Origin of the sequence: Pseudomonas sp. PDM30, from assembly GCF_019218985.1 — a bacterium.
Classification (GTDB): Bacteria; Pseudomonadota; Gammaproteobacteria; order Pseudomonadales; family Pseudomonadaceae; genus Aquipseudomonas; species Aquipseudomonas jessenii.
Genome location: NZ_JAHUWM010000003.1, coordinates 120,314 through 144,222, shown reverse-complemented (window position 1 = coordinate 144,222; position 23,909 = coordinate 120,314). Strand labels below are relative to the sequence as shown.

The window sequence follows — 23,909 nt, the reverse complement described above, 5'->3', positions numbered from 1 at the left end:
AGGGACCCTAGGCAACGCGTGGGTAAAAAAGTGCGGCAAACTCTAACAACGACAGGGATTTTGGGCAAGGCGCCAATATGTTAAATTGGCCGCTTTTCTGTGCACCAAGCCCCACAATCGCGGCCTTATGACCGTAGAAGTGCGGTAGTGTTCCGACAATCTAACACACGGACGCCGTCCGTTTTGTTTTCCACTGGAGAATCCCAATGGCGCTTGAACGCTCCGACGTGGAAAAAATCGCTCATCTGGCCTGCCTTGGCCTTAATGATGCCGATCTTCCACACATCACTTCGGCCCTTAACAGCATTCTCGGGCTGGTCGACGAAATGCAGGCGGTCGATACCGATGGTATCGAACCGCTGGCCCACCCACTGGAAGCCAGCCAGCGCCTGCGCGCAGACGTCGTGACCGAGACCAATCACCGCGAGGCCTACCAGTCCATCGCACCAGCGGTCGAAAACGGCCTGTACCTGGTTCCGAAAGTCATCGACTAATAGGGAAAGAGCCTGCAATGCATCAATTGACTCTGGCCGAGATCGCCCGCGGACTCGCCGATAAAAAGTTTTCCTCCGAAGAGCTGACCAAGGTCCTGCTGGCGCGCATCGCCCAGCTCGATCCGCAGCTCAACAGTTTCATCAGCCTCACCGAAGACCTGGCGCTGACGCAGGCGAAAGCCGCTGACGCCCGCCGGGCCAATGGTGAGAGCGGCGCCCTGCTCGGCGCGCCGATCGCCCACAAGGACCTGTTCTGCACCCAGGGCATTCGCACCAGCTGCGGCTCGAAGATGCTCGACAACTTCAAGGCCCCGTACGACGCCACCGTCGTCGCCAAGCTGGCCGCTGCCGGCGCCGTGACCCTGGGCAAGACCAACATGGACGAATTCGCCATGGGTTCGGCCAACGAGTCGAGCTACTACGGCGCGGTGAAAAACCCGTGGAACCTGGAACACGTGCCAGGCGGTTCGTCCGGCGGTTCGGCGGCGGCGGTTGCCGCTCGTCTGCTGCCTGCGGCTACCGGCACCGACACTGGCGGCTCGATCCGCCAGCCAGCGGCATTGACCAACCTCACCGGCCTGAAACCGACGTACGGTCGCGTATCGCGCTGGGGCATGATCGCTTACGCCTCCAGCCTCGATCAGGGCGGCCCGTTGGCGCGCACGGCCGAAGACTGCGCAATTTTGTTGCAAGGTATGGCTGGCTTTGATCCGAATGACTCCACCAGCATCGACGAACCCGTGCCGGACTACAGCGCCAGCCTCAACGGTTCGCTGCAAGGCCTGCGTATCGGTGTGCCGAAAGAGTACTTCAGCGCCGGTCTCGACCCGCGCATTGCCGACCTGGTCATGGCCAGCGTCGAAGAGCTGAAAAAGCTCGGCGCCGTGTTCAAGGAAATCAGCCTGCCGAACATGCAGCACGCGATTCCTGCGTACTACGTGATCGCCCCGGCGGAAGCGTCCTCCAACCTGTCGCGTTTCGACGGCGTACGTTTCGGCTACCGTTGCGCAGACCCGAAAAACCTGGAAGACCTGTACAAGCGCTCCCGTGGCGAAGGTTTCGGGACAGAAGTGCAGCGCCGGATCATGGTCGGTGCCTACGCCCTGTCCGCCGGTTACTACGACGCCTACTACCTGAAGGCGCAGAAGATTCGTCGCTTGATCAAGAACGACTTCATGGCCGCTTTCAATGAGGTCGACATCATCCTCGGCCCAACCACGCCGAACCCGGCCTGGAAGCTTGGCGCCAAGAACAGCGACCCGGTCGCTGCGTACCTGGAAGACGTCTACACCATCACCGCCAACCTCGCAGGCCTGCCCGGCCTGTCGATGCCGGCCGGTTTTGTCGACGGCCTGCCGGTCGGCGTGCAATTGCTCGCTCCGTATTTCCAGGAAGGTCGCCTGTTGAACGTTGCCCACCAGTATCAGTTGAACACTGACTGGCACACCCGCACCCCAACCGGCTTCTGAGGAGACACACATGCAATGGGAAGTCGTGATCGGGCTGGAGATTCATACCCAGCTCACCACCCGGTCGAAAATCTTTTCCGGTAGTTCCACCACCTTCGGTTCCGAGCCGAACACCCAGGCCAGCCTGGTAGACCTGGGCATGCCGGGCGTATTGCCGGTGCTGAACCAGGAAGCGGTACGCATGGCGGTGATGTTCGGTCTGGCGATTGACGCCGAGATCGGCCAGCACAACGTGTTCGCCCGTAAAAACTACTTCTACCCGGATTTGCCCAAGGGCTACCAGATCAGCCAGATGGAGCTGCCGATCGTCGGCAAGGGCCACCTGGACATCGCCCTCGAGGACGGCACGGTCAAACGCGTAGGCATCACCCGTGCGCACCTGGAAGAAGACGCCGGCAAGAGCCTGCACGAAGAATTCAGCGGCGCCACCGGCATCGACCTGAACCGTGCCGGCACGCCGCTGCTGGAAATCGTTTCCGAGCCGGACATGCGCAGTGCCAAGGAAGCCGTGGCCTACGTCAAGGCGATCCACGCCCTGGTGCGTTACTTAGGGATCTGCGACGGCAACATGGCCGAAGGTTCGCTGCGTTGCGACTGCAACGTATCGATCCGCCCGAAAGGCCAGGCCGAGTTCGGCACCCGCTGCGAGATCAAGAACGTCAACTCGTTCCGCTTCATCGAGAAGGCGATCAACAGCGAAATCCAGCGTCAGATCGAATTGATCGAAGACGGCGGCAAGGTGATCCAGCAGACCCGCCTGTACGACCCGAACAAGGACGAGACCCGTCCGATGCGCAGCAAAGAGGAAGCCAACGACTACCGTTACTTCCCCGATCCGGACCTGTTGCCAGTGGTCATCGAGAACTCGTTCCTCGACGACGTGCGCGCCACCCTGCCGGAATTGCCACCGCAAAAGCGCGAGCGCTTCCAGGAGCAGTTCGGTCTGTCGGTCTACGACGCCAGCGTGCTGGCCACCAGCCGCGAGCAAGCCGATTACTTCGAGAAAGTCGCGAGCATCGGCGGCGACGCCAAACTGGCGGCGAACTGGGTGATGGTCGAGTTGGGCAGCCTGCTCAACAAGCAAGGCCTGGACATCGAAGAGTCGCCGGTTTCCGCCGAGCTTCTGGGCGGCATGCTGCTGCGCATCAAGGACAACACTATCTCCGGCAAGATCGCCAAGGTGGTGTTTGAAGCGATGGCCAACGGCGAAGGCAGCGCAGACGAGATCATCGACAAGCGCGGCCTCAAGCAAGTGACCGACACCGGCGCCATCTCGGCGGTGCTGGACGAAATGCTCGCGGCCAACGCCGAGCAGGTCGAACAATACCGCGCGGCAGACGAAGCCAAGCGCGGCAAGATGTTCGGCTTCTTCGTCGGTCAGGCCATGAAAGCCTCCAAAGGCAAGGCCAACCCGCAACAGGTCAACGAACTGCTCAAAAGCAAGCTCGAAGGCTGATGAGAATGGAGCCAGCTCTAAAATCTGGCTCCATTCCCTGTGGGAGCCAGCTTGCTCGCGATAGCGGTCCGGCACTCAACACAAAGTTGACTGTCAGAATGCCAATCGCGAGCAAGCTCGCTCCCACATTTGTTTTCGGAAGCTTTCAAATGAAGCGTCTACTTGGACTTTGCGCCCTCCTTTCGCTCCTGGCCGGTTGCGCCAGCACCGACACCGTCGATCCGCATGGCTACGACAAAACCGGCGTGGCTTCGTACTACGGCGCCAAACACCAAGGCAAACGCACCGCCAACGGCGAGCGTTTCAACATGAATTCCATGACCGCCGCCCATCGCCAGCTACCCTTCGGTACACGGGTGAAGGTCACCAATCTGAATAACGACAAATCCTGCGTGGTGCGCATCAATGATCGCGGGCCGCACACCCGGGGCCGCCTGATCGACCTGTCCAAGGAAGCCGCCGAGCGCCTGGGCATGCTGCGCAGCGGCACCGCGCGGGTTCGCGTGCAAGCCCTCGACGACTGACCGATGGAGCCCCGACCATTTTCGGATTAGCCGATTTACCCCTGATCAGCGTGATCGAATTGCTCAGCGGATTGCTCCTGCTGATTGTCGGCGCCGAATTGATGGTGCGCGCCGCCGTACGCATCGCCGCGCGATTGCACGTACGACCGCTGATCATCGGCCTGACTATCGTCGCCCTCGGCAGCAGCGCACCGCAGATGGCGGTCAGCCTGCAAGCGACCCTGGCGCACAATGCCGACATCGCCGTCGGCAGTGTGATCGGCAGCAGCATTTTCAACATCCTCGTCACCCTCGGGTTGTCTGCGCTGATCATTCCGCTGCGGGTTTCCCGACAATTGGTGCGCCTGGATATTCCGTTGATGATCGGCGCCAGCCTGTTGGTGTTCGTACTCGCCTGGAATGAAGATCTGACCCGGGCCGACGGCGTGATGTTGCTGACGGCGCTGGCGATTTACCTGGGCTTGTTGCTGCGTCAGTCGCGACACTCGGCACGCCCGGTATCGAGCCATGATCACAACGGCCAGGCGCCATGGCTGAGCAGCCTGCTGATGATCGTCGCCGGACTGGCGATGCTGGTGTACGCCGGGCACTTGCTGCTGGGGGCGGCCGTTGCGGTCGCTACCGACCTTGGGTTGTCGGAGCGGATCATCGGCCTGACCATCGTCGCCGTCAGCACCTCACTGCCTGAGCTCGCCACTTCGTTGATCGCGGCTATACGCGGCGAACGCGATATTGCCGTGGGCAACGTGATTGGCAGCAACCTGTTCAACCTCCTGGGCGTGCTCGGCTTTACCGCGCTCGTGGCACCGTCACCGCTGTCGGTGTCGCCCAACGCCCTGGATTTCGACCTGCCGGTGATGCTCGGCATCGCGGCGCTGTGCCTGCCGGTGTTCTACTCCGGCTATCGGGTGACCCGCGCCGAAGGCCTGCTGTTTCTGGGTTTGTACCTGGCGTATGGGCTGCACGTGGTGTCGTTCACCACCGGCATGCCACTGGCCGGCAAGCTGGAACACTTGATGCTGTTATTCGTCCTGCCAGCGCTGGTAGCGTTTTTGCTGTTCACGTCACTTCGCGCCTGGCGTCGCCAACACCATAAGAAGGAAGTCCCATGACCGAGAATAAAAAACCCGGCGTTGAAGTCCGCCGCCAAGTGATGGGCGACGCCTTCGTCGACCGCGCACTGGGCAACGCCACCGAGTTCACCCAGCCGCTGCAGGACTTCGTCAATGAGCACGCCTGGGGCGGCGTGTGGAATCGCGAAGGCCTGCCGCTGAAAACCCGCAGCCTGATCACCCTTGCCGCCCTGACCGCACTCAAGTGCCCGCAGGAGCTGAAAGGTCACGTACGCGGTGCGCTGAACAACGGCTGCACTGTGGATGAAATTCGCGAAGCGCTGCTGCATTGCGCGGTGTATGCCGGTGTGCCGGCGGCGATCGATGCGTTTCGGGCGGCGCAGGAAGTGATCGACAGTTACCAGAAGCCGGAGTGATCACCATCGCCAGAGCGGACCACAGCCCTCGGTAACGCTCGTGACTGAACGGCTCAACCACATATTTCGACAATAAAAGGCGCCCCGCCAAACCTGTTCATCCACACCTCCTTTCGACACACTGCGCCGACTAAAAACCGCCAGGGGAAGGCCGGCGCATCTTCGTTGTACCCAGCCCCCCCGGCTTTACAAGGAAGGTTCCCATGGGATTGCCCGCCCGGTACGTATTGTCGAAATTGATGTTATCCAGTCTGCTCGTCAGCAGCTCGATACATGCCTCTGCCCAGGCGTGTTTCGAGGCCAGCAATCAAGACTTCAGCGAAGTGCTTGCCTGCTACAAGAAAGCCGAAGACGCCAATCCACTGGTTTACACCGCCAAAGGCAACACGACATTTCCAGGTGTGGAAAAGCGCAGTTTCGACCTGTCCTCCCAGCAATGGTCGCCGCAGGGATTGGTCAGCCCCGCGCAGTGGAAACACACCGTGGACATCTACATCCCGGACAATGCCCTGCGCGCCCAGTCACTGCTGGTGGCCAATAACGGAACCCCCAACGCAGGGCAGAACAACGCCGACGATCCGACGGACTTTACCGAAGCCATGGCACTTGAAGTGGCGCGCAAAACACGCACGATTGTCATTTCAGTCAGCAACGTTCCGAACCAGTACCTGACCTATGCCGACGACGGCATAGCGCGCACGGAAGATGCCAGTGTCGCCCACAGCTGGAAACTCTTTCTCGATGCCCCGCACCAGCGCCCGTACATGTCGGTGCGCCTGCCCATGGTGGTGTCGATGGTCAAGGCCATGGACCTCGCGCAAAAGGAGCTGCAACCCTGGGGAATAGACCGTTTCATTGCCAGCGGCGCATCAAAACGTGGCTGGACCACTTGGCTGGCGGCGATTGCAGATGACCGGATCATGGCCATCGTGCCTTTTGTGATCGACGTACTGGGCACGGACAATGTGCTTGAACATACCTGGCAAGCCTATGGAAAGAACTGGCCACTGGCATTTTTTGACTACCATCACGAGGGCATCACCCAACAGATCAAGACTGAAAACTTCGCACACCTGATGAAAATCGAAGACCCGTTAAGCTACCTGCAAACCCGCTATGCCGATCGCCTGGCGATTCCGAAATACATCGTCAATGCCAGCAGCGACGATTTTTTCCTGCCAGACAATTCGCAGTATTTCTTCGATCAATTGCCAGGTCCGAAAGCTTTGCGAGTCGCTCCCAATGCGAGCCACTACGGTATCAACCGGTTCATCGAGAACTCGCTGATACCGGTCATCAATCGCTGGCAACAGGACAAGCCTTTGCCGGTCATTTCCATGCGCTCGAACCCGCACGTTTCATCACAAGGGATGGGGCTGCACTTTTCCGAGACACCGGTGCGAGTGGTTCAGTGGACGGCGGTAAATCCGGTCGCCCGGGACTTTCGTCACCCCTGTGGCATCCAGTACGCGCCTGAAGACGTAAAACTCACGGACCCGTTCAACGCCGACATGCAGATCGACACACCGGAAAATGGCTGGAAAGCGACCTTTGTCGAAACGACTTTTGCCGATGGCTTCGTCGTGACGACCCCGGTTCAGGTCATACCCACGCACTATCCGACCCAGGCGCCTCCGGTTATCGAACCGGCGTGCAAAACCCTGGCCGATGAACAGAGGCGTTAAATCCAGCCACCCCACTGCAAAAAGAAGATCCCGACGTTAGTGGTCACCGCCGCCATCAACGTGGTGATCACGATAATCGCCGCCGCCAGTTCATGATTGCCATCCGCCGCCCGGGCCATGACGAAACTGGCCGCTGCCGTCGGGCTGCCGAAGTACAAAAACAGAATCCCCAGCTCCGCACCACGGAAGCCCCAGAGCCACGCACCGAGTGTCGCCAGGATCGGCAGACCGAGCATTTTCACCAGGCTCGAACTGAACGCCATCGAACCGCTTTTGCGCAGCGCCGCCAGCGACAGCGTGCCGCCGATGCAGATCAGCGCCAGCGGCAACGTGGTTTGCGCCAGGTACTGGCCGGAGGTTTCCAGCCAGCCGGGCAAGCCGATCTTGAAATAGGCGAAGGGTGCAGCCGCAATCACGCTGATGATCAGCGGATTGCTGAACACGCTTTTGCAGATGCTCCACGGATCGGACTTGATCACCGGGCTGTACACCGCCAGCACGATGGTCGAAAGGGTGTTGTAGAACAGGATCACCAGCGCCGCCAGGATCGCTCCGAGGGAAATCCCGTAGTCGCCGTACATGCTTGCCGCCAGCGCCAGGCCAATGACCCCGTTGTTACCGCGAAAGGCACCTTGGGTGTAGATCCCCCGATCTTCCCGCGGGCACTTCCAGATCGCCCAAACCCAGGCGATGGCAAAACACACCAGGGTCGCAAGGGAAAAATAGATCAGCAGCGCCGGCTGCAATGCCGCGTGCAGGTCGGCATGCAGGATGCCCAAAAACAGCAACGCCGGCATGGTGACGTTGAACACCAATTCTGACGCGGTGTGGATGAAATTGTCGTTGATCCAGTCGATGCGCTTGAGCAGCCCCCCCAGAAACAGCATGACGAACACCGGCGCGGTGATGTTCAGGGTTTCGAGGAAAATTGCCAGCATGCCGGGATGACCTTGGGGGGTGGGTGTCGTTAGGGGGCTAATGATAAGCCACCAAGTCCCCTGGCGTCTGTTAGACCGATATCGCGAGCAAGCTCGCTCCCACATTTTTCCAGTGCCGAACACAAAATCTGTGCACGGCGAAAATCCACTGTGGGAGCGAGCTTGCTCGCGATGAAGGCGACTCGGTCTTAGGTGATCGGCGCCGGGTTAAACAAGGTGATGTCGTTATGCAGCTTGTGCTGCTCGGCCCACGTCTGCTTCTTGCCGCTGGCCACGTCCAGATAGTAGTGGAACAACTCCCAGCCAAGATCTTCGATGGAAGCCCGGCCGGTGGCAATACGCCCGGCGTCGATGTCGATCAGGTCCGGCCAGCGTTGCGCCAGTTCGGTCCGGGTCGATACCTTCACCACCGGCGCCATGGCCAGCCCGTAAGGCGTGCCACGACCGGTGGTGAACACGTGCAGGTTCATCCCCGCCGCCAACTGCAAGGTCCCGCAGACAAAGTCGCTGGCCGGGGTCGCGCAGAAGATCAGGCCTTTGCGCTTGAATCGCTCGCCAGGGCCAAGCACGCCGTTGATCGCGCTGCTGCCGGACTTGACGATCGAGCCCAGGGATTTCTCGACAATGTTCGACAACCCGCCCTTCTTGTTGCCCGGCGTGGTGTTGGCACTGCGATCCGCCTCGCCCTTGGCCAGGTAGCGGTCGTACCAGTCCATTTCCCGCACCAGTTCCTGGGCGACGTCCTGGTTTTCCGCGCGGGAGGTCAGCAGATAAATCGCATCGCGCACTTCGGTGACTTCGGAGAACATCACCGTCGCACCGGCCCGCAGCAGCAGGTCCGAGGCATAACCGAGCGCCGGGTTGGCGGTGATGCCGGAGAACGCATCACTGCCACCGCATTGCATGCCCAGGATCAACTCGGATGCCGGCACGGTTTCCCGGCGACGTTGATCGAGCTTCTTCAAGCGCGTCTCGGCCAGTTCCATGATCTGCTCGATCATCTCGGTGAAGCCGTGACTGGAATCCTGCAAGCGGTACAGCCATGGCTCGCTCAAATCCACCGAGCTGTCGTTCTCGTGCATCACTTGCCCAGCCTGCAATTTCTCGCAGCCCAGACTGATCACCAAGGCTTCGCCACCCAGGTTCGGGTTGCGTGCCAGGTTGCGCACGGTGCGGATCGGGATGTACGCGTCGGTGGCGGTGATGGCCACGCCACAGCCGTAGCTGTGGGTCAGCGCCACCACGTCATCGACGTGCGGGTACTTGGGCAGCAACTCGTCCTTGATACGCTTGACCGCATGATCCAGTACTCCGGTCACGCACTGCACGGTGGTAGTGATGCCGAGAATGTTGCGCGTGCCGACGGTGCCGTCGGCGTTGCGATAACCCTCGAAAGTGAAGCCCTCCAGCGGTGCCTGCGCGGCCGGCACGTCGGTGGACAGCGGCAGGCTGTCCAGCGGTGGCGCGGTCGGCATGCGCAGTTGATCTTCCTTGACCCAACTGCCGCGGGGAATCGGCTGCAAGGCATAGCCAATGACCTGGCCATAACGAATCACCTGGCCACCTTCGGGAATGTCTTCCAGGGTGACCTTGTGGCTCTGCGGCACGAAATCCACGGTAACCAGACCGTCCGCAAACTCGGTGCCGGCCGGTACACCCTGATCATTGACCACGATCACTACGTTGTCCCGCTCGTGCATGCGGATGTAGCGCGGCGAGTCGGAATGTTCAATCAACTGCATGACGCCGCTCCTCAGGAATGCGCTTGAGACAATTTGCCTGGGGCTTCAGTACCGTTCGCTGGTGGCTCTTTGAGCACCACGCGCTTGATCGGGCCCACGATCACCAGGTAGCTGAACACCGCAACCAGTGCGTTGCAACCGACGAACACCAACGCCCACTTGAATGAACCGGTGGAGCTGATGATGTAACCGATCACGATTGGAGTGGTGATCGAAGCAATGTTACCGAAGGTGTTGAACAGGCCGCCGCTCAGACCGGCGATCTGCTTCGGCGAAGTGTCGGACACCACGGCCCAGCCCAGTGCGCCGACGCCTTTGCCGAAGAACGCTAGGGCCATGAAGCCGACGACCATCCATTCTACGTCCACGTAGTTGCACGCCACGATGCTGCTGGAAACCAGCAGGCCAGCAATGATCGGCGCCTTGCGGGCGAAGGTCAGGGAATGGCCCTTGCGCAACAGGTAATCGGAAATCACCCCGCCGAGCACACCACCGATGAAGCCGCAGATTGCCGGCAAGGACGCGATGAAACCGGCCTTGAGGATGGTCATGCCGCGCTCCTGCACCAGGTACACCGGGAACCAGGTCAGGAAGAAGTAAGTGATGCCGTTGATGCAGTACTGGCCCAGGTACACGCCGAGCATCATGCGGTTGGTCAGTAATTGGCGGATGTAATCCCACTTCGGACCGTCGGACTTCTTGCCCTTCTGGTCCATGTCGACCATGCCGCCGTTTTCGGAGATGTGCTTGAACTCAGCATCGTTGATCCGTGGGTGTTCGCGCGGGCTGTAGATCACTTTCAGCCAGACCAGCGAGAAGATGATGCCCAGGATACCCATGACGATGAACACGTGCTCCCAGCCGAAGGAGTAGACGATCCAGCCCATCAGCGGAGCGAACAGCACGGTGGCGAAGTATTGCGCCGAGTTGAAGATCGCCGAGGCCGTACCGCGTTCAGCAGTCGGGAACCACGCCGCAACGATTCGGGCGTTACCAGGGAAAGACGGCGCTTCAGCCAGGCCCACCAGGAAGCGCAGCATGAACAGCGCAACCACCGCCGTGGACATGCCGAATTCACCGACGAAGCCTTGCAGCACGGTGAACAGCGACCAGGTGAAGATGCTCAATGCGTAGATTTTTTTCGAGCCAAAACGGTCCAGTAGCCACCCGCCGGGGATTTGCCCGGCCACATAGGCCCAACCGAATGCGGAGAAGATGTAGCCGAGGGTCACGGCGTCGATGCCGAGGTCTTTTTGCAGGCTGGAGCCAGCGATTGCGATGGTAGCCCGGTCGGCGTAGTTGATTGTGGTCACCAGAAACAGCATGAGCAGGATCAAATAGCGGACGTGAGTCGGCTTCTGGGTCGATTGCATGTAGATGTACTCCCACTGATTATTTTTATGCGGGTAATAACGGTGCTTTGTAGGAGCGAGCTTGCTCGCGATGGTCGTCAACGATGACGCTGGGCATCAGGCTGAACTTCGCGATCTCGAGACCATCGCGAGCAGAGCTCGCTCCTACAGGGGGCGCGGTATCGTTGCCAATACCGCGGTGTTTCTTGTTACGAACCGATGTAGCTGGTCTTCACGACCGTGTAGAACTCTTGCGCATAGCGACCTTGCTCACGTGATCCATAGGATGAACCTTTACGCCCACCGAACGGAACGTGGTAATCCACACCGGCGGTCGGCAGGTTGACCATCACCATCCCGGCCTGGGAGTGGCGTTTGAAGTGGTTGGCGTACTTCAGCGAGGTGGTGGCAATGCCCGCCGACAGCCCGAACTCGGTGTCGTTGGCCATGGCCAGCGCGGCTTCGTAATCGGCGACGCGGACGATGTTGGCCACTGGGCCGAAGATCTCTTCCTGGCTGATGCGCATCGAAGCTTCGCTGTCGGCAAACAGGGTTGGCGCGAGGAAGTAGCCCTCGGTGTCGCACGTCACCAGACCACCGCCGCTGACCAGACGCGCACCTTCGGACTGGCCGATGTCGATGTACTTCATGTCCTGCTCGAGTTGCGCTTGCGAGACCACCGGACCTATATCGGTACCCGCCTTCAATGCATGGCCGACCTTGATCGACTTCATGCGCTCGGCCATGGCTTCGACGAACTGGTCGTGAATCCCGGCGGTGACGATAAAGCGGCTGGAAGCGGTGCAACGCTGGCCGGTGGAGTAGAACGCGCTCTGCACTGACAACTCGACCGCTTGCTTGAGGTCGGCGTCGTCGAGAATGATCTGCGGGTTCTTGCCGCCCATTTCCAACTGGACTTTGGCCTGGCGCGATACACAGCTGACAGCGATCTGACGACCCACGCCCACGGAGCCTGTGAAGCTGATGCCGTCGACTTTCGGGCTGTGGACCAGTGCATCGCCCACCACGCGACCGCTGCCCATCACCAGGTTGAACACACCGGCCGGGAAGCCTGCGCGGGAGATGATTTCGGCCAGGGCCCAGGCGCAACCTGGAACCAGGTCTGCGGGTTTGAGCACGACGCAGTTGCCGTAGGCCAGGGCCGGGGCGATTTTCCATGCCGGGATGGCGATCGGGAAGTTCCACGGGGTGATCAGACCGACCACGCCCAAAGCTTCGCGAGTGACTTCAACGTTGACGCCCGGACGCACCGACGGCAGGTAGTCGCCGGACAGGCGCAGGCACTCGCCAGCGAAGAACTTGAAGATATTGCCGGCGCGGGTCACTTCGCCGATGGCTTCAGGCAGGGTCTTGCCCTCTTCCCGGGCCAGCAGGGTGCCGAGTTCTTCGCGACGGGCGAGGATCTCAGTGCCGACTTTATCCAGGGAATCGTGACGCGCCTGAATGCCGGACGTGGACCAGGCCGGGAACGCGGCACGGGCGGCGTCGATGGCAGCGTGGACCTGAGCCAGATCAGCCTTGGCGTAGTCGCCGATGGCGTCGGTCAGTTCGGACGGGTTGATGTTGGTCGAATAATCGCCACCGGCAACCCATTCGCCGTTGATGTAGTTATCGAAACGCTTTGTATCTGCCACTTTGAGATCTCCTCACGCAAAAGGCCGCTGATTGCTCAGCGGCCTTACTTGAACGGATGTGTTACTGCGCACCCTGCTTGTCGATCAGCGCGGCGAGCATTTCGTACTCTTCGCCGGTCAGATCGGTCAGCGGTGCACGCACAGGACCTGCGTCGTAGCCGGCAATTTTTGCCCCGGCCTTGACGATGCTTACGGCATAACCGGCTTTGCGGTTACGGATGTCCAGGTACGGCAGGAAGAAGTCGTCGATGATCTTGCCGACGGTGGCGTGATCTTCGCGAGCGATCGCGTGGTAGAAGTCCATCGCGGTTTTCGGAATGAAGTTGAACACCGCCGAGGAGTAGACCGGCACGCCCAGTGCCTTGTAGGCCGCGGCGTAGACTTCGGCGGTCGGCAAGCCACCCAGGTAGCTGAAGCGATCACCGAGGCGGTGACGGATCGACACCATCAACTCGATATCACCCAGGCCATCCTTGTAGCCGATCAGGTTCGGGCAGCGCTCGGCCAGACGCTCCAGCAGCGGCGCGGTCAGGCGGCAGACGTTACGGTTGTAGACCACCACGCCGATGTTGACCGACTTGCACACGGCTTCAACGTGGGCGGCAACGCCGTCCTGGCTGGCTTCGGTCAGGTAGTGCGGCAGCAGCAGCAGACCTTTGGCGCCCAGACGCTCGGCTTCCTGTGCATATTCGATCGCCTGGCGGGTCGAACCGCCGACACCCGCCAGGATTGGCACGCTGGTGGCGCAAGTGTCGACCGCAGTCTTGATGATTTGCGAATATTCGCTGGCCGCCAGAGAGAAGAACTCACCGGTGCCGCCTGCGGCGAACAGAGCCGAGGCACCGTATGGGGCCAGCCATTCCAGACGCTTGATGTAACCCGCGCGGTTGAAGTCGCCCTGTGCATTGAAATCGGTAACCGGGAAAGACAGCAGACCGGAAGAGAGGATGGACTTCAGTTCTTGTGGATTCATTATTCGAACACCCTGGATTGCGACGTTGTGTGAGAAAACCGTTCAGCCTGCGCTGAAGTTGTAGGTCATCGTACAACTTAAAATACAACCGTCAACTGCATTTCATCGCTGCGGGTGAAAATTGTTGGACAAACGGATCAGGAAACCAGCAAATCAGAGGCTCTCCAACCTAAGAGCGCGGAGGAAAAAAGTCGCGACCGTAGGCGTATCAGAGATACGTTGTCAGAAGAGAAATCAGTAGGAACGAGGCTTTTTCTGGTGTGGCTTACGGCCCAATCGCGAGCAAGCTCGCTCCCACAGGGGGCTGTGTGTGATCTCGACTCTACGATCGACACAAGACACTGTGGGAGCGAGCTTGCTCGCGATGGCGGCAGATCAGGCGAGGGATTACCGGAGTCAGATTTCTTATCCGCGCTGCGCCTCAGCCTCTTCATGGGCATGACGCAACCGCTCACGGCTGTTGGTCAGGTGCAAACGCATGGCGGCCCGCGCCGCATCGGAATCCTGACGGGCAATGGCGTCGTAGATTTCTTCGTGCTCACGGCTCAGGCGACTCATGTAGTGCTGCTGGTCGTCATGGGCCAGACGCGCGGAGTTCAGCCGTGTGCGCGGAATGATGCTGGTGCCCAGGTGGGTCATGATGTCGGTGAAGTAGCGGTTGCCGGTGGACAGCGCGATTTCGAGGTGGAAGGCGAAGTCCGAAGCCACGGCGTCACTGGCGTGAGCGGCACTTTCATTCAACGCATCGAGGGCGGCGCGCATGTTGGCCAGTTGTTCCGGACTGCGACGTTGCGCCGCCAGCCCAGCAGACTCCACTTCCAGACTGATGCGCAGTTCCAGGATCGCCAGCACATCTCGCAGGGTTACCACAGTCGCCGGGTCGATACGGAAACCGCTCGGGCTCGGCGTGTCGAGCACGAAGGTGCCGATACCGTGGCGGGTTTCCACTTGCCCTGCCGCCTGCAAACGGGAAATCGCCTCGCGCACCACCGTGCGGCTGACACCATGGGCATCCATGATGGCCGACTCGGTGGGCAACTTGTCGCCACGCTTGAGATGGCCGTCGCGGATCTGCTCCGACAGCACCGTCACCAGTTCCTGAGCGAGGCTGCGGCGCTTGCGTGGGAGGCGTGGTACGTCGTTCGGGTTTTCCATGGTGAACATCTGTCTCGAAAAAATCGGCGGCTGAAACCGCATCATAGCGCAACGCGGTTGTACGATCACCACCACCCCTGCTCGCGATGGACTGGCAAGCGCCGCGTGTCTTCAGGAAGCACGCGTTATCGTTAGCCACCATCGCGAGCAAGCTCGCTCCTACAAGGGATTGTGGTGTTATGCAGTCACAGCCTGGTCCACCAGATGGCCATTCTCGATACGAATGTGCCGAGGGTGGAAGCGCTTCAGGCTGCTGCGATGGCCGACACTGACGATGCTCAGCCCCGGCAATTCGTCGATCAGCGCCTGATAAAGCGTGGCCTCGTCTTCTTCGTCCATCGCCGAGGTGGCCTCATCCATGTACAGCCATTGCGGTGCATAAAGCAGCGCACGGGCGAAGGCCAGGCGCTGCTGCTCACCCGGCGACAACATGCGCTGCCAGTGGTTGGCTTCGTCGAGACGGGCAATCAGGTGCGGCAAGCGGCAGGTTTCCAGCACCTGCGCGTAGCGCTCGTTCGGATAGGTATCGCCGGGCTGTGGATAACTGAGGACATCACGCAGGGTGCCAATCGGCAAATACGGTTTTTGCGGCAGGAACAGGTAGCGCGCCGATGGCAGGCGAATACTGCCGTGGCCGGTCGGCCACAGATGCCCCATCGCCCGCAGCAGGGTCGACTTGCCGCTGCCGGAACGACCGCTGAGCATCACACGCTCGCCCTCCTTCACGGTCATGTCGGCGTTGGTCAGCAGGTGACGACCTTCAGCCAGGTCGAGGCCGAGGTTGTGCACCTTCAGCACCGAGCCCGAATTCTGGACGTCGATGGCCGGCGCACGTTCTTCGTTGTCACGCATGGCCTGGTGGAAGCTCAACAGACGATCGCAGGTGGCGCGCCAGGAAGCGAGGCTCTGGTAGGCACTGATAAACCAGCTGAAGCTCTCCTGCACATTGCCGAACGCCGAGCTGATTTGCATCAGCTCGCCCAGTTCGATCTTGCCGGAAAGGTAACGCGGGGCGGCAACCATGAAGGGGAAGATGATCGCGGCCTGGCTGTAACCTGCGGTGAAGAACGTCAGGCGCTTGGACACCTTCATGATGTCCCAGAAGTTATGCCAGACCATCCCGAAGCGGCTGCTCAACCGGCGGTTTTCGTTCGGCTCTCCGTTGTACAACGCGATGCTTTCGGCATTCTCGCGAATTCGCACCATGGAGAAACGCAGGTCAGCTTCGAAGCGTTGTTGCTGGTTGTTCAGGCCGATCAGGCGACGACCGATCAAATGCGTCAACCAGCTGCCGACCACCGCGTAAACCAGCACGCACCAGAACATGTAGCCGGGAATGGTGATGCCGAATACTTCAATACTGCCCGACACACCCCACAGGATGATCGAGAACGACACCAGGCTGACGATATTGCGCAGCAGCCCGATACCCAGCTCAAGGGTGTTGGAGGTGAAGTTGTTGAGGTCTTCGGAAATCCGCTGGTCCGGGTTATCGGTGTAACCGCCCTGCTCCAGCTGGTAGTAGTTTTTGTCACCCAGCCAGCGGGTGAAATGCTTTTCGGTGAGCCATGCCCGCCAGCGGATCGTCAGCATCTGCGTCAGGTACAGCCGATACACCGCGCCGACGATCGCCACCGCAGCAATCCCGCAGAAATACAGGATCAGCCGCCAGAATGCCTCCTCGTCCTTTTGTTGCAGCGCGTTGTAGAAATCCTTGTACCAGGTGTTGAACCACACCGAGATCCCTACGCTGATCAGCGACAGCGCAATCACGGCGATCAGCAGAGTCCAGGCTTTGACCTTTTCTTCACTGCGCCAGTAAGGCGTGATCATCGCCCACACTTTGCGAAAAAACTGCCCGCGCACAGCGTCGTTGACCGCGGAATACTCAGCGTTCTGATTCATGGATAAGGCTCGATAGAAAAAAGTACACACACGAACCGATCATAGATGATCGGCCCGGTTTTTCGCGAGATACGGCCCGCATTCGTTCAGCGCAGGTTCAGCGGCGAACGGGACGCTTCTGCAGTTTGCGCTGCAGGGTGCGGCGGTGCATGCCCAGGGCACGGGCGGTGGCGGAGATGTTGCCTTCGTGTTCGGTCAGCACGCGCTGGATGTGCTCCCACTGCAGGCGGTCCACGGACATCGGGTTTTCCGGCACCAGGCTGTCGAGGTCGGCGTGCTCGGACAGCAGCGCCGCCAGCACGTCGTCGGCGTCCGCCGGCTTGCACAGGTAGTTGCAGGCACCGCGCTTGATCGCCTCGACGGCAGTGGCAATGCTCGAGTAACCGGTGAGGATCACCACGCGCATTTCCGGGTCCATTTCCAGCAATTTGGGCAGCAGCACCAGGCCGGAATCGCCGTCCATCTTCAGGTCCAGGGCGGCGTAATCCGGCAGATCGGCCTTGGCCAGCTCCAGGCCTTCCTCGGCGGAACCGGCAGTGCTGACGCGAAAACCGCGGCGGGCCATGGCGCGGGCCATGACGCGGGTGAATGTGGCGTCGTCATCGACCAGCAACAAATGCGGCAGTTCTTCGCCTTCGACTTGGATCTCTTCACTCATGTTCGTCTCCTCGGGCGACACGGGGCAGGCGCAGCTCGGTGAGCGTGCCACCTTCCTCATGACTGTAGAGTTTCACTGAGCCGCCGGCGCGTGTCACGCTGGCCTTGCTCAAAAACAGGCCCAGGCCGAAGCCTTTGCCCTTGGTGGTAAAAAACGGCTTGCCGATTTGCTCGGCGATGGCCAGCGGCACACCGGCGCCATGGTCACGAATGCTGATGGTGAGGTTTTCCCAATCCCAGTCCAGCGTCACTTGCAGCCCTTCGGGGCAGGCATCGGCAGCGTTGTTCAACAGATTCAGCAAAGCCTGGGTCAGGTCCGGCGGCGGCGCCATCCGGGGGACCGGGCCCTGGCCGAGGCGCTGGAAGCGATAACTGGCTTCCGGACGCATCAGGTGCCAGCGATTGAGGGCTTCATCAAGCCAATCGGTGACGTCCTGCATCTCCACCGCCAACCGACGATTGGCCTCGGCGGCGCGTACCAGATGCTGCAAGGTCTCTTTACACAGCTTGACCTGATCCTGCAGCACGCTCAGGTCGTCCTGCAACATCGGATCATGATGATCCTGGCGCATTTCCTTGAGTAGCACACTCATGGTCGCCAACGGCGTGCCCAGTTCATGGGCCGCACCGGCGGCCTGGGTGGCGACGGCCAGCAGTTGCTGATCGCGCAGGCCTTCTTCGCGGCGAATGGCGCGCAACTCTTCCTGACGACGCAGCTCTTCGGCCATGCGCGCGGCGAAAAACGTGATCACCGCTGCAGCCAGGGCGAAGCTCAGCCACATTCCGTACACCTGCAGGTTTTCCCGGGCGATCGGGAAGGTTTGCAGCGGATAGAACTGCGCCAGCAACAGCGTGTACATCGTCAACGCGATACCCGACAGGATCACCGAGTAACGCCACGGCAAGGTCACGGCGGCAATGGTCAGCGGCACCAGGTAATAGGAGACGAAGGGGTTGGTCGAGCCACCGGAGAAATACAGCAATGCGCTGTGGATAAACAGATCGCAGGCCAGTTGCACGGCGTATTCGAGCTCGGTCACCGGCCACGAGGTACGCAGGCGAATGGCCGTGAACACGCACAGCAGCATTGAACATGCGAGCGTCGCCGCCAATTGAAACCAGGGCAGCGGCAGCAATTCGAGCCAGTAGGCCAGGCCAACGGAACCGGCCTGGGCGGCCAGCACCAACGTGCGGATGAACGTCAGCCGCCAGAGGTTCTGGCGAGTGGCGGAAGTGATTTGAACGGGGGCGAGCATGAGCTCTCCTGATGAGCGCTCCAGGCGGATCGCAGGGAGTATAACCAAGCGCGGGGGCTGACAGGCAAAAGTGCGGCAAACGGCCACAGTGCTACCCAAAATTTCGCGGGCGATGACAACTGTGGCGAGGGGGCTTGCCCCCGTTCGGCTGCGAAGCAGTCGCAAATAGGTCGATGCGATCTAACTGTCATAACGCGGTGCAGGTTTTGGGACTGCTGCGCAGTCCGACGGGGGCAAGCCCCCTCGCCACAGGGCCACCTGAGTTCCATCTGTATAGAAGTTGTAACTGTGCGAACCGGAGCTTAAAAGCTAGAGTCTGATGGTTTCACGCAGGTCCGGACCATACCCCTGCGCACCTTTCAAGGAGCCTTCATGCACACATTCCGCCGCAGCGCCGCCCTCCTCGCCATGAGCGTTGGCACCGTCGCCAGCCTCCCGGCCCTGGCCGCCGACGAGCTTCATTACAACCAGATTTCCCTGCGCGCCGAAGTCAGTCAGGAAGTGGCCCGCGACCTGATGATCGTGACCCTCTACACCGAAGAACAGAACACCGACCCGGCCAAACTCGCCGCCGATGTCAGCACCACCATGAACAAGGCGCTGGCCAAGGCCAAGCAAGTCAAGGACATCACTCTGCGCCAGGGCAGCCGCAACAGCTACCCGATCTATGACACCAAGGGCCAGAAAATCACCGGCTGGCGCGAGCGCGCCGAATTGCGCCTGGAAAGCCCGGACTTCGCTGCGCTGTCGAAGCTGACCGGCGAACTGCTCACCGACCTGAAAATGGGCGGCATGGACTTCGCTATCGCCACCCCGACCCGCAAGGCCAGCGAAGACGCCTTGCTCAAGGACGCCGTGACCGCCTTCAAGGCCCGCGCCCAACTGGCCACCGACGCCCTTGGCGGCAAGAGCTACAAAATCGTCAACCTGAACCTCAACAGCAACGGTTATCCACAGCCTTACATGCGCGCGCCGATGATGATGAAAGCCGCCGCCATGGACAGCGCACCGGTGACGCCGGATGTCGAGGCCGGCACCAGCCAGGTCAGCATGACCGCCGATGGCTCGATTGAAGTGCTGATGCCTTGAATCGGTAGCCCGTAAACAAAAACGGCGATCATGAAAATGATCGCCGTTTTTTTTGGCAGTTTTCAGGCATGAGCTATAACTGGATAGGTCCCCCGAGAAAAGCCGTCGATTGGCCACTATCGGTACAACAATAACCACTCTTATTCACGCCATGCCCACCCCTCAATCCGGGGTATGAATAAGTAACACCCCGCCCCACGCGGGAGCAACCCGAGTCAGGAGCGCACTGTAAAAGTGCGTCATTTGCACCATAAAAACGCCGCGCAAACGGTCAAATGCGTCAGGAATTATACAAATGCGACATTAAGGTACGTTCGTGCCACCGTTTAAGGCTTGTAGTCACTCTGGATCTTGCATTGGGTATGGCCCCTGCATAAGTATCCGCAGGCACGACTCACGAGGTCGTCCTCTAATTCCAAAAATGACAACAAATCATGAGGCCACCATGCTTAAACACGCGGTCATTCCGTTCTTAGTTGGCGCAAGCTTGTTAGCCAGCGCACCGTTCGCCCAAGCAGCGACTAACCTGGTGTTCTGCTCCGAAGGGAGCCCGGCCGGTTTCGATCCAGGTCAATACACCACCGGAACCGACTTCGACGCCTCTGCAGAAACCATGTTCAACCGCCTCACCCAGTTCGAACGTGGCGGCACCGCCGTGGTTCCTGGGCTGGCGACCAAGTGGGACGTTTCCGATGACGGCCTGACCTACACCTTCCACCTGCGTGAAGGCGTCAAGTTCCACACTACCCCGTATTTCAAACCGACTCGTGAGTTCAACGCCGACGACGTGCTGTTCACCTTTAATCGCATGATTAACAAGGATGATCCATTCCGCAAAGCGTACCCGACCGAATTCCCGTACTTCACCGACATGGGGATGGATACCAACATCACCAAGATCGATAAAGTCGACGACCACACGGTCAAGTTCACCCTCAAGGACGTTGATGCCGCGTTCATCCAGAACATGGCCATGAGCTTCGCCTCGATCCAGTCCGCCGAGTACGCTGCCCAGCTGCTCAAGGAAGGCAAGGCCGCCGACATCAACCAGAAGCCGGTCGGCACCGGCCCGTTCGTGTTCAAGAGCTACCAGAAAGACTCCAACATCCGCTACACAGGAAACAAGGACTACTGGAAGCCTGACGACGTGAAGATCGACAACCTGATCTTCGCCATCACCACCGACCCGTCGGTACGCATCCAGAAGCTGAAGAAGAACGAGTGCCAGGTCACCCTGTTCCCTCGTCCGGCCGACCTGAAGGCGCTCAAGGAAGACAAGTCCTTGAAGATGCCTGAGCAGGCGGGGTTCAACCTGGGCTACATCGCCTACAACGTGATGGACAAGATCAAGGGCGACGACAAGCCAAACCCGATGTCGCAGTTGAAAGTGCGCCAGGCCATGGACATGGCCGTCAACAAGCAGCAGATCATCGACTCCGTGTACCAGGGCGCCGGCCAACTGGCGGTCAACGCCATGCCGCCGACCCAGTGGTCCTACGACACCACCATCAAGGACGCCAAGTACGATCCCGAGAAAGCCAAGGAGCTGCTCAAGGAAGCCGGCGTCAAGGAAGGTACCGAAATCGTCCTGTGGGCGATGCCGGTTCAGCGTCCGTACAACCCGAACGCCAAGCTGATGGCAGAAATGCTGCAGTCCGACTGGGCCAAGATCGGCCTCAAGGTCAAGATCCAGAGCTACGAGTGGGGCGAGTACATCAAGCGCTCCAAGGGCGGCGAGAACGGCGCGATGCTGATTGGCTGGAGCGGCGACAACGGTGACCCGGACAACTGGCTGAACGTGCTGTTCGGCTGCGACTCGCTGGAAGGCAACAACTTCTCCAAATGGTGCGACAAGAAGTTTGACGACATCGTCAAGCAAGCCAAGCGCACTTCGGACCAAAGCAAACGCACCGAACTGTACAAACAGGCGCAACACGTCCTCAAGGATGCTGTGCCTATGACACCTATCGCTCACTCGACGGTGTTCCAACCCATGCGCGCCAACGTGCAGGACTTCAAGATCAGCCCATTTGGCTTGAACTCCTTCTACGGCGTCAGCGTCAGCAAATAAGGTTTTGCAACGGCGACGTTCCTGACGTCGCCGTTGCTTTATCTTCCGAGAAAGCAGGAATTCGCCTACATCCTAGTCCGCAGCTGACTACAGCATCGGGCGAGGACGCGTTGCCATTTCCTACGAGTCTTTAGGACTCTACGCATTTACTGCCGGACCCGTGGCTCATACCGTCGGGATCTGACCAGTGCACGCGTGGGTCATCGGTTAATGCTGCGCGCATGGCTTGAAATCAGTGATGCCTCTACGTCCGCGGACGGGACGGCGACTCATTGAAAACACTTTGAGAGAGAAGGGAGCGTTATGCGCCATACCTTGGTTTTATCCGCATTGCTGGGCACCGGCCTGTTGGTCGCCACTTCCATCAGCCAGGCCGCCAACAACAGCCTGGTGTTCTGCTCCGAAGGCAGCCCCGCCGGTTTCGACACGGCGCAGTACACCACTGCGACCGACAACGACGCCGCCGAGCCGCTGTACAACCGGTTGGCTGAGTTTGAAAAAGGCGCGACCAACGTCGTACCGGGCCTGGCCACGAGCTGGGATATTTCCGAGGACGGCCTCAAATACACGTTTCACCTGCGCGAAGGGGTGAAGTTTCATACCACCAAATACTTCACGCCGACCCGCGACTTCAACGCCGACGACGTGCTGTTCACTTTCAATCGCATGCTCGACCCGCAGCAACCTTTCCGTAAGGCTTATCCGACAGAGTTTCCGTACTTCAACGGCATGAGCCTGAACAAGAACATCGCCAAGGTCGAAAAGACCGGGCCACTGACCGTGGTCTTTATGCTCAATAGCGTGGACGCCGCGTTCATCCAGAACATCGCCATGAGCTTCGCCGCCATCCTTTCGGCCGAATACGCCGACAAGCTGCTGGCCGAAGGCAAGCCGAGCGACATCAACCAGAAGCCGATCGGCACCGGGCCGTTCGTGTTCAAGAGCTACCAGAAAGACTCGAACATCCGTTACACCGGCAACAAGCATTACTGGGCCCCTGACCGGGTCAAGCTCGATAACCTGATTTTCGCCATCAACACCGACGCCTCGGTGCGCGTGCAGAAACTCAAGGCCGGCGAGTGCCAGATCACCCTGCACCCGCGCCCTGCCGATGTGCCCGCACTGAAGAACGACACGGCCCTGCAACTGATCGAGAAGCCCGGTTTCAACCTTGGCTACATCGCCTACAACGTGCGCCACAAACCGTTCGACCAGCTTGAAGTACGCCAGGCGCTGGACATGGCGGTGAACAAGCAAGGCATTCTCAATGCCGTCTACCAGGGCGCGGGGCAACTGGCGGTAAACGCCATGCCGCCGACCCAATGGTCCTACGACGAGACTATCAAGGACGCCGCCTATAACCCGGAAAAAGCCAAGGAATTGCTCAAGGCTGCCGGCGTCAAGGAAGGCACCGAAATCACCCTCTGGGCCATGCCGGTCCAGCGTCCGTACAACCCCAACGCCAAGTTGATGGCCGAGATGCTCCAGGCTGACTGGGCGAAGATCGGCCTCAAGGTCAAGATCGTCAGTTATGAGTGGGGCGAGTACATCAAGCGCACCAAGAATGGCGAACACGACATCAGCCTGATCGGCTGGACCGGCGACAACGGTGACCCGGACAACTGGCTGGGCACGCTCTACAGCTGTGACGCCATTGGCGGCAACAACTACTCGATGTGGTGTGATCCGGCTTACGACAAGCTGATCAAGCAGGCCAAGGTCGTCACCGACCGCGACCAGCGCACCCTGCTCTACAAACAGGCGCAGCAATTGCTCAAGCAGCAAGTGCCGATGACGCCAGTCGCCCACTCGACGGTCAACCAGCCGCTGAGCGCCAAAATCGAAGGGTTCAAGGTGAGCCCGTTCGGTCGCAATGTTTTCTCGGGTGTCAGCATAGAAAAATAACCGATTAGCCAGAAATGCCGGAGGGCGGATTTTCCGCCCTCACGCAGACGCTTTGCCGTCTTTTGCCAATTTGGCTGACAGCAAACGTTTGCGA

19 protein-coding genes are annotated in these 23,909 nt (G+C 59.9%); 10 read left to right on the top strand and 9 right to left on the bottom strand.

Annotation, left to right across the window (positions count from 1 at the left end):
- Positions 1-206: 206 nt before the first annotated feature.
- The 7 genes from gatC to KW840_RS07980 all read left to right on the top strand — a co-directional run bounded on the left by gatC (position 207) and on the right by KW840_RS07980 (position 7,117).
- Complete coding sequence (gatC, locus tag KW840_RS08010) at positions 207-494, top strand: Asp-tRNA(Asn)/Glu-tRNA(Gln) amidotransferase subunit GatC (protein WP_003221657.1); 288 nt, start codon at positions 207-209, stop codon at positions 492-494.
- Positions 495-511: 17 nt separating this feature from the next.
- Positions 512-1,963: an Asp-tRNA(Asn)/Glu-tRNA(Gln) amidotransferase subunit GatA gene (gene gatA, locus KW840_RS08005; RefSeq protein ID WP_218494917.1), complete on the top strand. Its 1,452-nt coding sequence runs from the start codon at positions 512-514 to the stop codon at positions 1,961-1,963.
- Between the two features lie 10 nt (positions 1,964-1,973).
- Positions 1,974-3,419 (top strand): Asp-tRNA(Asn)/Glu-tRNA(Gln) amidotransferase subunit GatB, encoded by a 1,446-nt coding sequence (gene gatB, locus KW840_RS08000; protein ID WP_090453075.1) that lies wholly within the window; start codon positions 1,974-1,976, stop codon positions 3,417-3,419.
- Between the two features lie 149 nt (positions 3,420-3,568).
- Positions 3,569-3,943 (top strand): septal ring lytic transglycosylase RlpA family protein, encoded by a 375-nt coding sequence (locus tag KW840_RS07995; protein WP_008051680.1) that lies wholly within the window; start codon positions 3,569-3,571, stop codon positions 3,941-3,943.
- Positions 3,944-3,993: 50 nt separating this feature from the next.
- Positions 3,994-5,055, top strand: a complete 1,062-nt coding sequence (locus KW840_RS07990) for a calcium/sodium antiporter (protein WP_218494916.1) — start codon at positions 3,994-3,996, stop codon at positions 5,053-5,055.
- Positions 5,052-5,432 (top strand): carboxymuconolactone decarboxylase family protein, encoded by a 381-nt coding sequence (locus tag KW840_RS07985; RefSeq protein WP_046040018.1) that lies wholly within the window; start codon positions 5,052-5,054, stop codon positions 5,430-5,432. The genes KW840_RS07990 and KW840_RS07985 overlap by 4 nt, the downstream gene beginning before the upstream one ends.
- Before the next feature lie 203 nt (positions 5,433-5,635).
- Positions 5,636-7,117 carry a PhoPQ-activated pathogenicity-related family protein gene (locus KW840_RS07980; protein ID WP_218494915.1) on the top strand — a complete coding sequence of 494 codons (1,482 nt, stop codon included), beginning with the start codon at positions 5,636-5,638 and terminating at the stop codon, positions 7,115-7,117.
- Here KW840_RS07980 and KW840_RS07975 read toward each other — a convergent pair.
- From KW840_RS07975 to KW840_RS07935, 9 genes are all read right to left on the bottom strand, one after another.
- Positions 7,114-8,055: an AEC family transporter gene (locus tag KW840_RS07975; RefSeq protein WP_218494914.1), complete on the bottom strand. Its 942-nt coding sequence runs from the start codon at positions 8,053-8,055 to the stop codon at positions 7,114-7,116. The two genes, KW840_RS07980 and KW840_RS07975, sit on opposite strands and share 4 nt — an antisense overlap.
- 188 nt (positions 8,056-8,243) lie before the next feature.
- Entirely contained in the window at positions 8,244-9,797 is a 1,554-nt protein-coding gene (gene garD, locus KW840_RS07970) for a galactarate dehydratase (RefSeq protein WP_218494913.1), read from the bottom strand.
- A gap of 11 nt (positions 9,798-9,808) precedes the next feature.
- Positions 9,809-11,170 (bottom strand): MFS transporter, encoded by a 1,362-nt coding sequence (locus KW840_RS07965; protein ID WP_057716439.1) that lies wholly within the window; start codon positions 11,168-11,170, stop codon positions 9,809-9,811.
- Between the two features lie 188 nt (positions 11,171-11,358).
- Complete coding sequence (locus KW840_RS07960) at positions 11,359-12,804, bottom strand: aldehyde dehydrogenase family protein (protein WP_057716440.1); 1,446 nt, start codon at positions 12,802-12,804, stop codon at positions 11,359-11,361.
- Positions 12,805-12,865: 61 nt separating this feature from the next.
- Positions 12,866-13,777, bottom strand: a complete 912-nt coding sequence (kdgD, locus tag KW840_RS07955; RefSeq protein WP_218494912.1) for a 5-dehydro-4-deoxyglucarate dehydratase — start codon at positions 13,775-13,777, stop codon at positions 12,866-12,868.
- A 405-nt stretch (positions 13,778-14,182) separates the two neighbouring features.
- Complete coding sequence (locus KW840_RS07950; protein ID WP_178081865.1) at positions 14,183-14,932, bottom strand: FadR/GntR family transcriptional regulator; 750 nt, start codon at positions 14,930-14,932, stop codon at positions 14,183-14,185.
- Between the two features lie 177 nt (positions 14,933-15,109).
- Positions 15,110-16,837: an ABC transporter ATP-binding protein/permease gene (locus KW840_RS07945; RefSeq protein WP_057716442.1), complete on the bottom strand. Its 1,728-nt coding sequence runs from the start codon at positions 16,835-16,837 to the stop codon at positions 15,110-15,112.
- 97 nt (positions 16,838-16,934) lie between these two features.
- A complete protein-coding gene (locus tag KW840_RS07940) occupies positions 16,935-17,495 on the bottom strand; it encodes a response regulator transcription factor (protein WP_007973041.1) in 561 nt (186 codons plus the stop codon).
- Positions 17,488-18,750, bottom strand: coding sequence for an ATP-binding protein (locus KW840_RS07935; RefSeq protein ID WP_057716443.1), 1,263 nt, complete (start codon positions 18,748-18,750; stop codon positions 17,488-17,490). The genes KW840_RS07940 and KW840_RS07935 overlap by 8 nt, the downstream gene beginning before the upstream one ends.
- Before the next feature lie 372 nt (positions 18,751-19,122).
- On the opposite strand from KW840_RS07935, the gene KW840_RS07930 reads away from it, so the two are divergent.
- The 3 genes from KW840_RS07930 (at position 19,123) to KW840_RS07920 (ending at position 23,815) form a co-directional block, all read left to right on the top strand.
- On the top strand, positions 19,123-19,839 hold the full coding sequence (locus KW840_RS07930) for an SIMPL domain-containing protein (protein ID WP_218494911.1): 717 nt from the start codon (positions 19,123-19,125) through the stop codon (positions 19,837-19,839).
- Between the two features lie 445 nt (positions 19,840-20,284).
- A complete protein-coding gene (locus KW840_RS07925; protein ID WP_218494908.1) occupies positions 20,285-21,910 on the top strand; it encodes an ABC transporter substrate-binding protein in 1,626 nt (541 codons plus the stop codon).
- Between the two features lie 303 nt (positions 21,911-22,213).
- On the top strand, positions 22,214-23,815 hold the full coding sequence (locus KW840_RS07920; protein WP_218494906.1) for an ABC transporter substrate-binding protein: 1,602 nt from the start codon (positions 22,214-22,216) through the stop codon (positions 23,813-23,815).
- The last annotated feature ends 94 nt before the right edge of the window (positions 23,816-23,909 follow it).

What these genes read in the sequence shown, in the direction of transcription:
- gatC (WP_003221657.1), top strand. Translation starts at nt 207, where the DNA reads ATGGCGCTTGAACGCTCCGACGTGGAAAAAATCGCTCATCTGGCCTGC.
- gatA (WP_218494917.1), top strand. Translation starts at nt 512, where the DNA reads ATGCATCAATTGACTCTGGCCGAGATCGCCCGCGGACTCGCCGATAAA.
- gatB (WP_090453075.1), top strand. Translation starts at nt 1,974, where the DNA reads ATGCAATGGGAAGTCGTGATCGGGCTGGAGATTCATACCCAGCTCACC.
- KW840_RS07995 (WP_008051680.1), top strand. Translation starts at nt 3,569, where the DNA reads ATGAAGCGTCTACTTGGACTTTGCGCCCTCCTTTCGCTCCTGGCCGGT.
- KW840_RS07985 (WP_046040018.1), top strand. Translation starts at nt 5,052, where the DNA reads ATGACCGAGAATAAAAAACCCGGCGTTGAAGTCCGCCGCCAAGTGATG.
- KW840_RS07980 (WP_218494915.1), top strand. Translation starts at nt 5,636, where the DNA reads ATGGGATTGCCCGCCCGGTACGTATTGTCGAAATTGATGTTATCCAGT.
- KW840_RS07975 (WP_218494914.1), bottom strand. Translation starts at nt 8,055, where the DNA reads ATGCTGGCAATTTTCCTCGAAACCCTGAACATCACCGCGCCGGTGTTC.
- garD (WP_218494913.1), bottom strand. Translation starts at nt 9,797, where the DNA reads ATGCAGTTGATTGAACATTCCGACTCGCCGCGCTACATCCGCATGCAC.
- KW840_RS07965 (WP_057716439.1), bottom strand. Translation starts at nt 11,170, where the DNA reads ATGCAATCGACCCAGAAGCCGACTCACGTCCGCTATTTGATCCTGCTC.
- kdgD (WP_218494912.1), bottom strand. Translation starts at nt 13,777, where the DNA reads ATGAATCCACAAGAACTGAAGTCCATCCTCTCTTCCGGTCTGCTGTCT.
- KW840_RS07950 (WP_178081865.1), bottom strand. Translation starts at nt 14,932, where the DNA reads ATGGAAAACCCGAACGACGTACCACGCCTCCCACGCAAGCGCCGCAGC.
- KW840_RS07945 (WP_057716442.1), bottom strand. Translation starts at nt 16,837, where the DNA reads ATGAATCAGAACGCTGAGTATTCCGCGGTCAACGACGCTGTGCGCGGG.
- KW840_RS07940 (WP_007973041.1), bottom strand. Translation starts at nt 17,495, where the DNA reads ATGAGTGAAGAGATCCAAGTCGAAGGCGAAGAACTGCCGCATTTGTTG.
- KW840_RS07935 (WP_057716443.1), bottom strand. Translation starts at nt 18,750, where the DNA reads ATGCTCGCCCCCGTTCAAATCACTTCCGCCACTCGCCAGAACCTCTGG.
- KW840_RS07930 (WP_218494911.1), top strand. Translation starts at nt 19,123, where the DNA reads ATGCACACATTCCGCCGCAGCGCCGCCCTCCTCGCCATGAGCGTTGGC.
- KW840_RS07925 (WP_218494908.1), top strand. Translation starts at nt 20,285, where the DNA reads ATGCTTAAACACGCGGTCATTCCGTTCTTAGTTGGCGCAAGCTTGTTA.
- KW840_RS07920 (WP_218494906.1), top strand. Translation starts at nt 22,214, where the DNA reads ATGCGCCATACCTTGGTTTTATCCGCATTGCTGGGCACCGGCCTGTTG.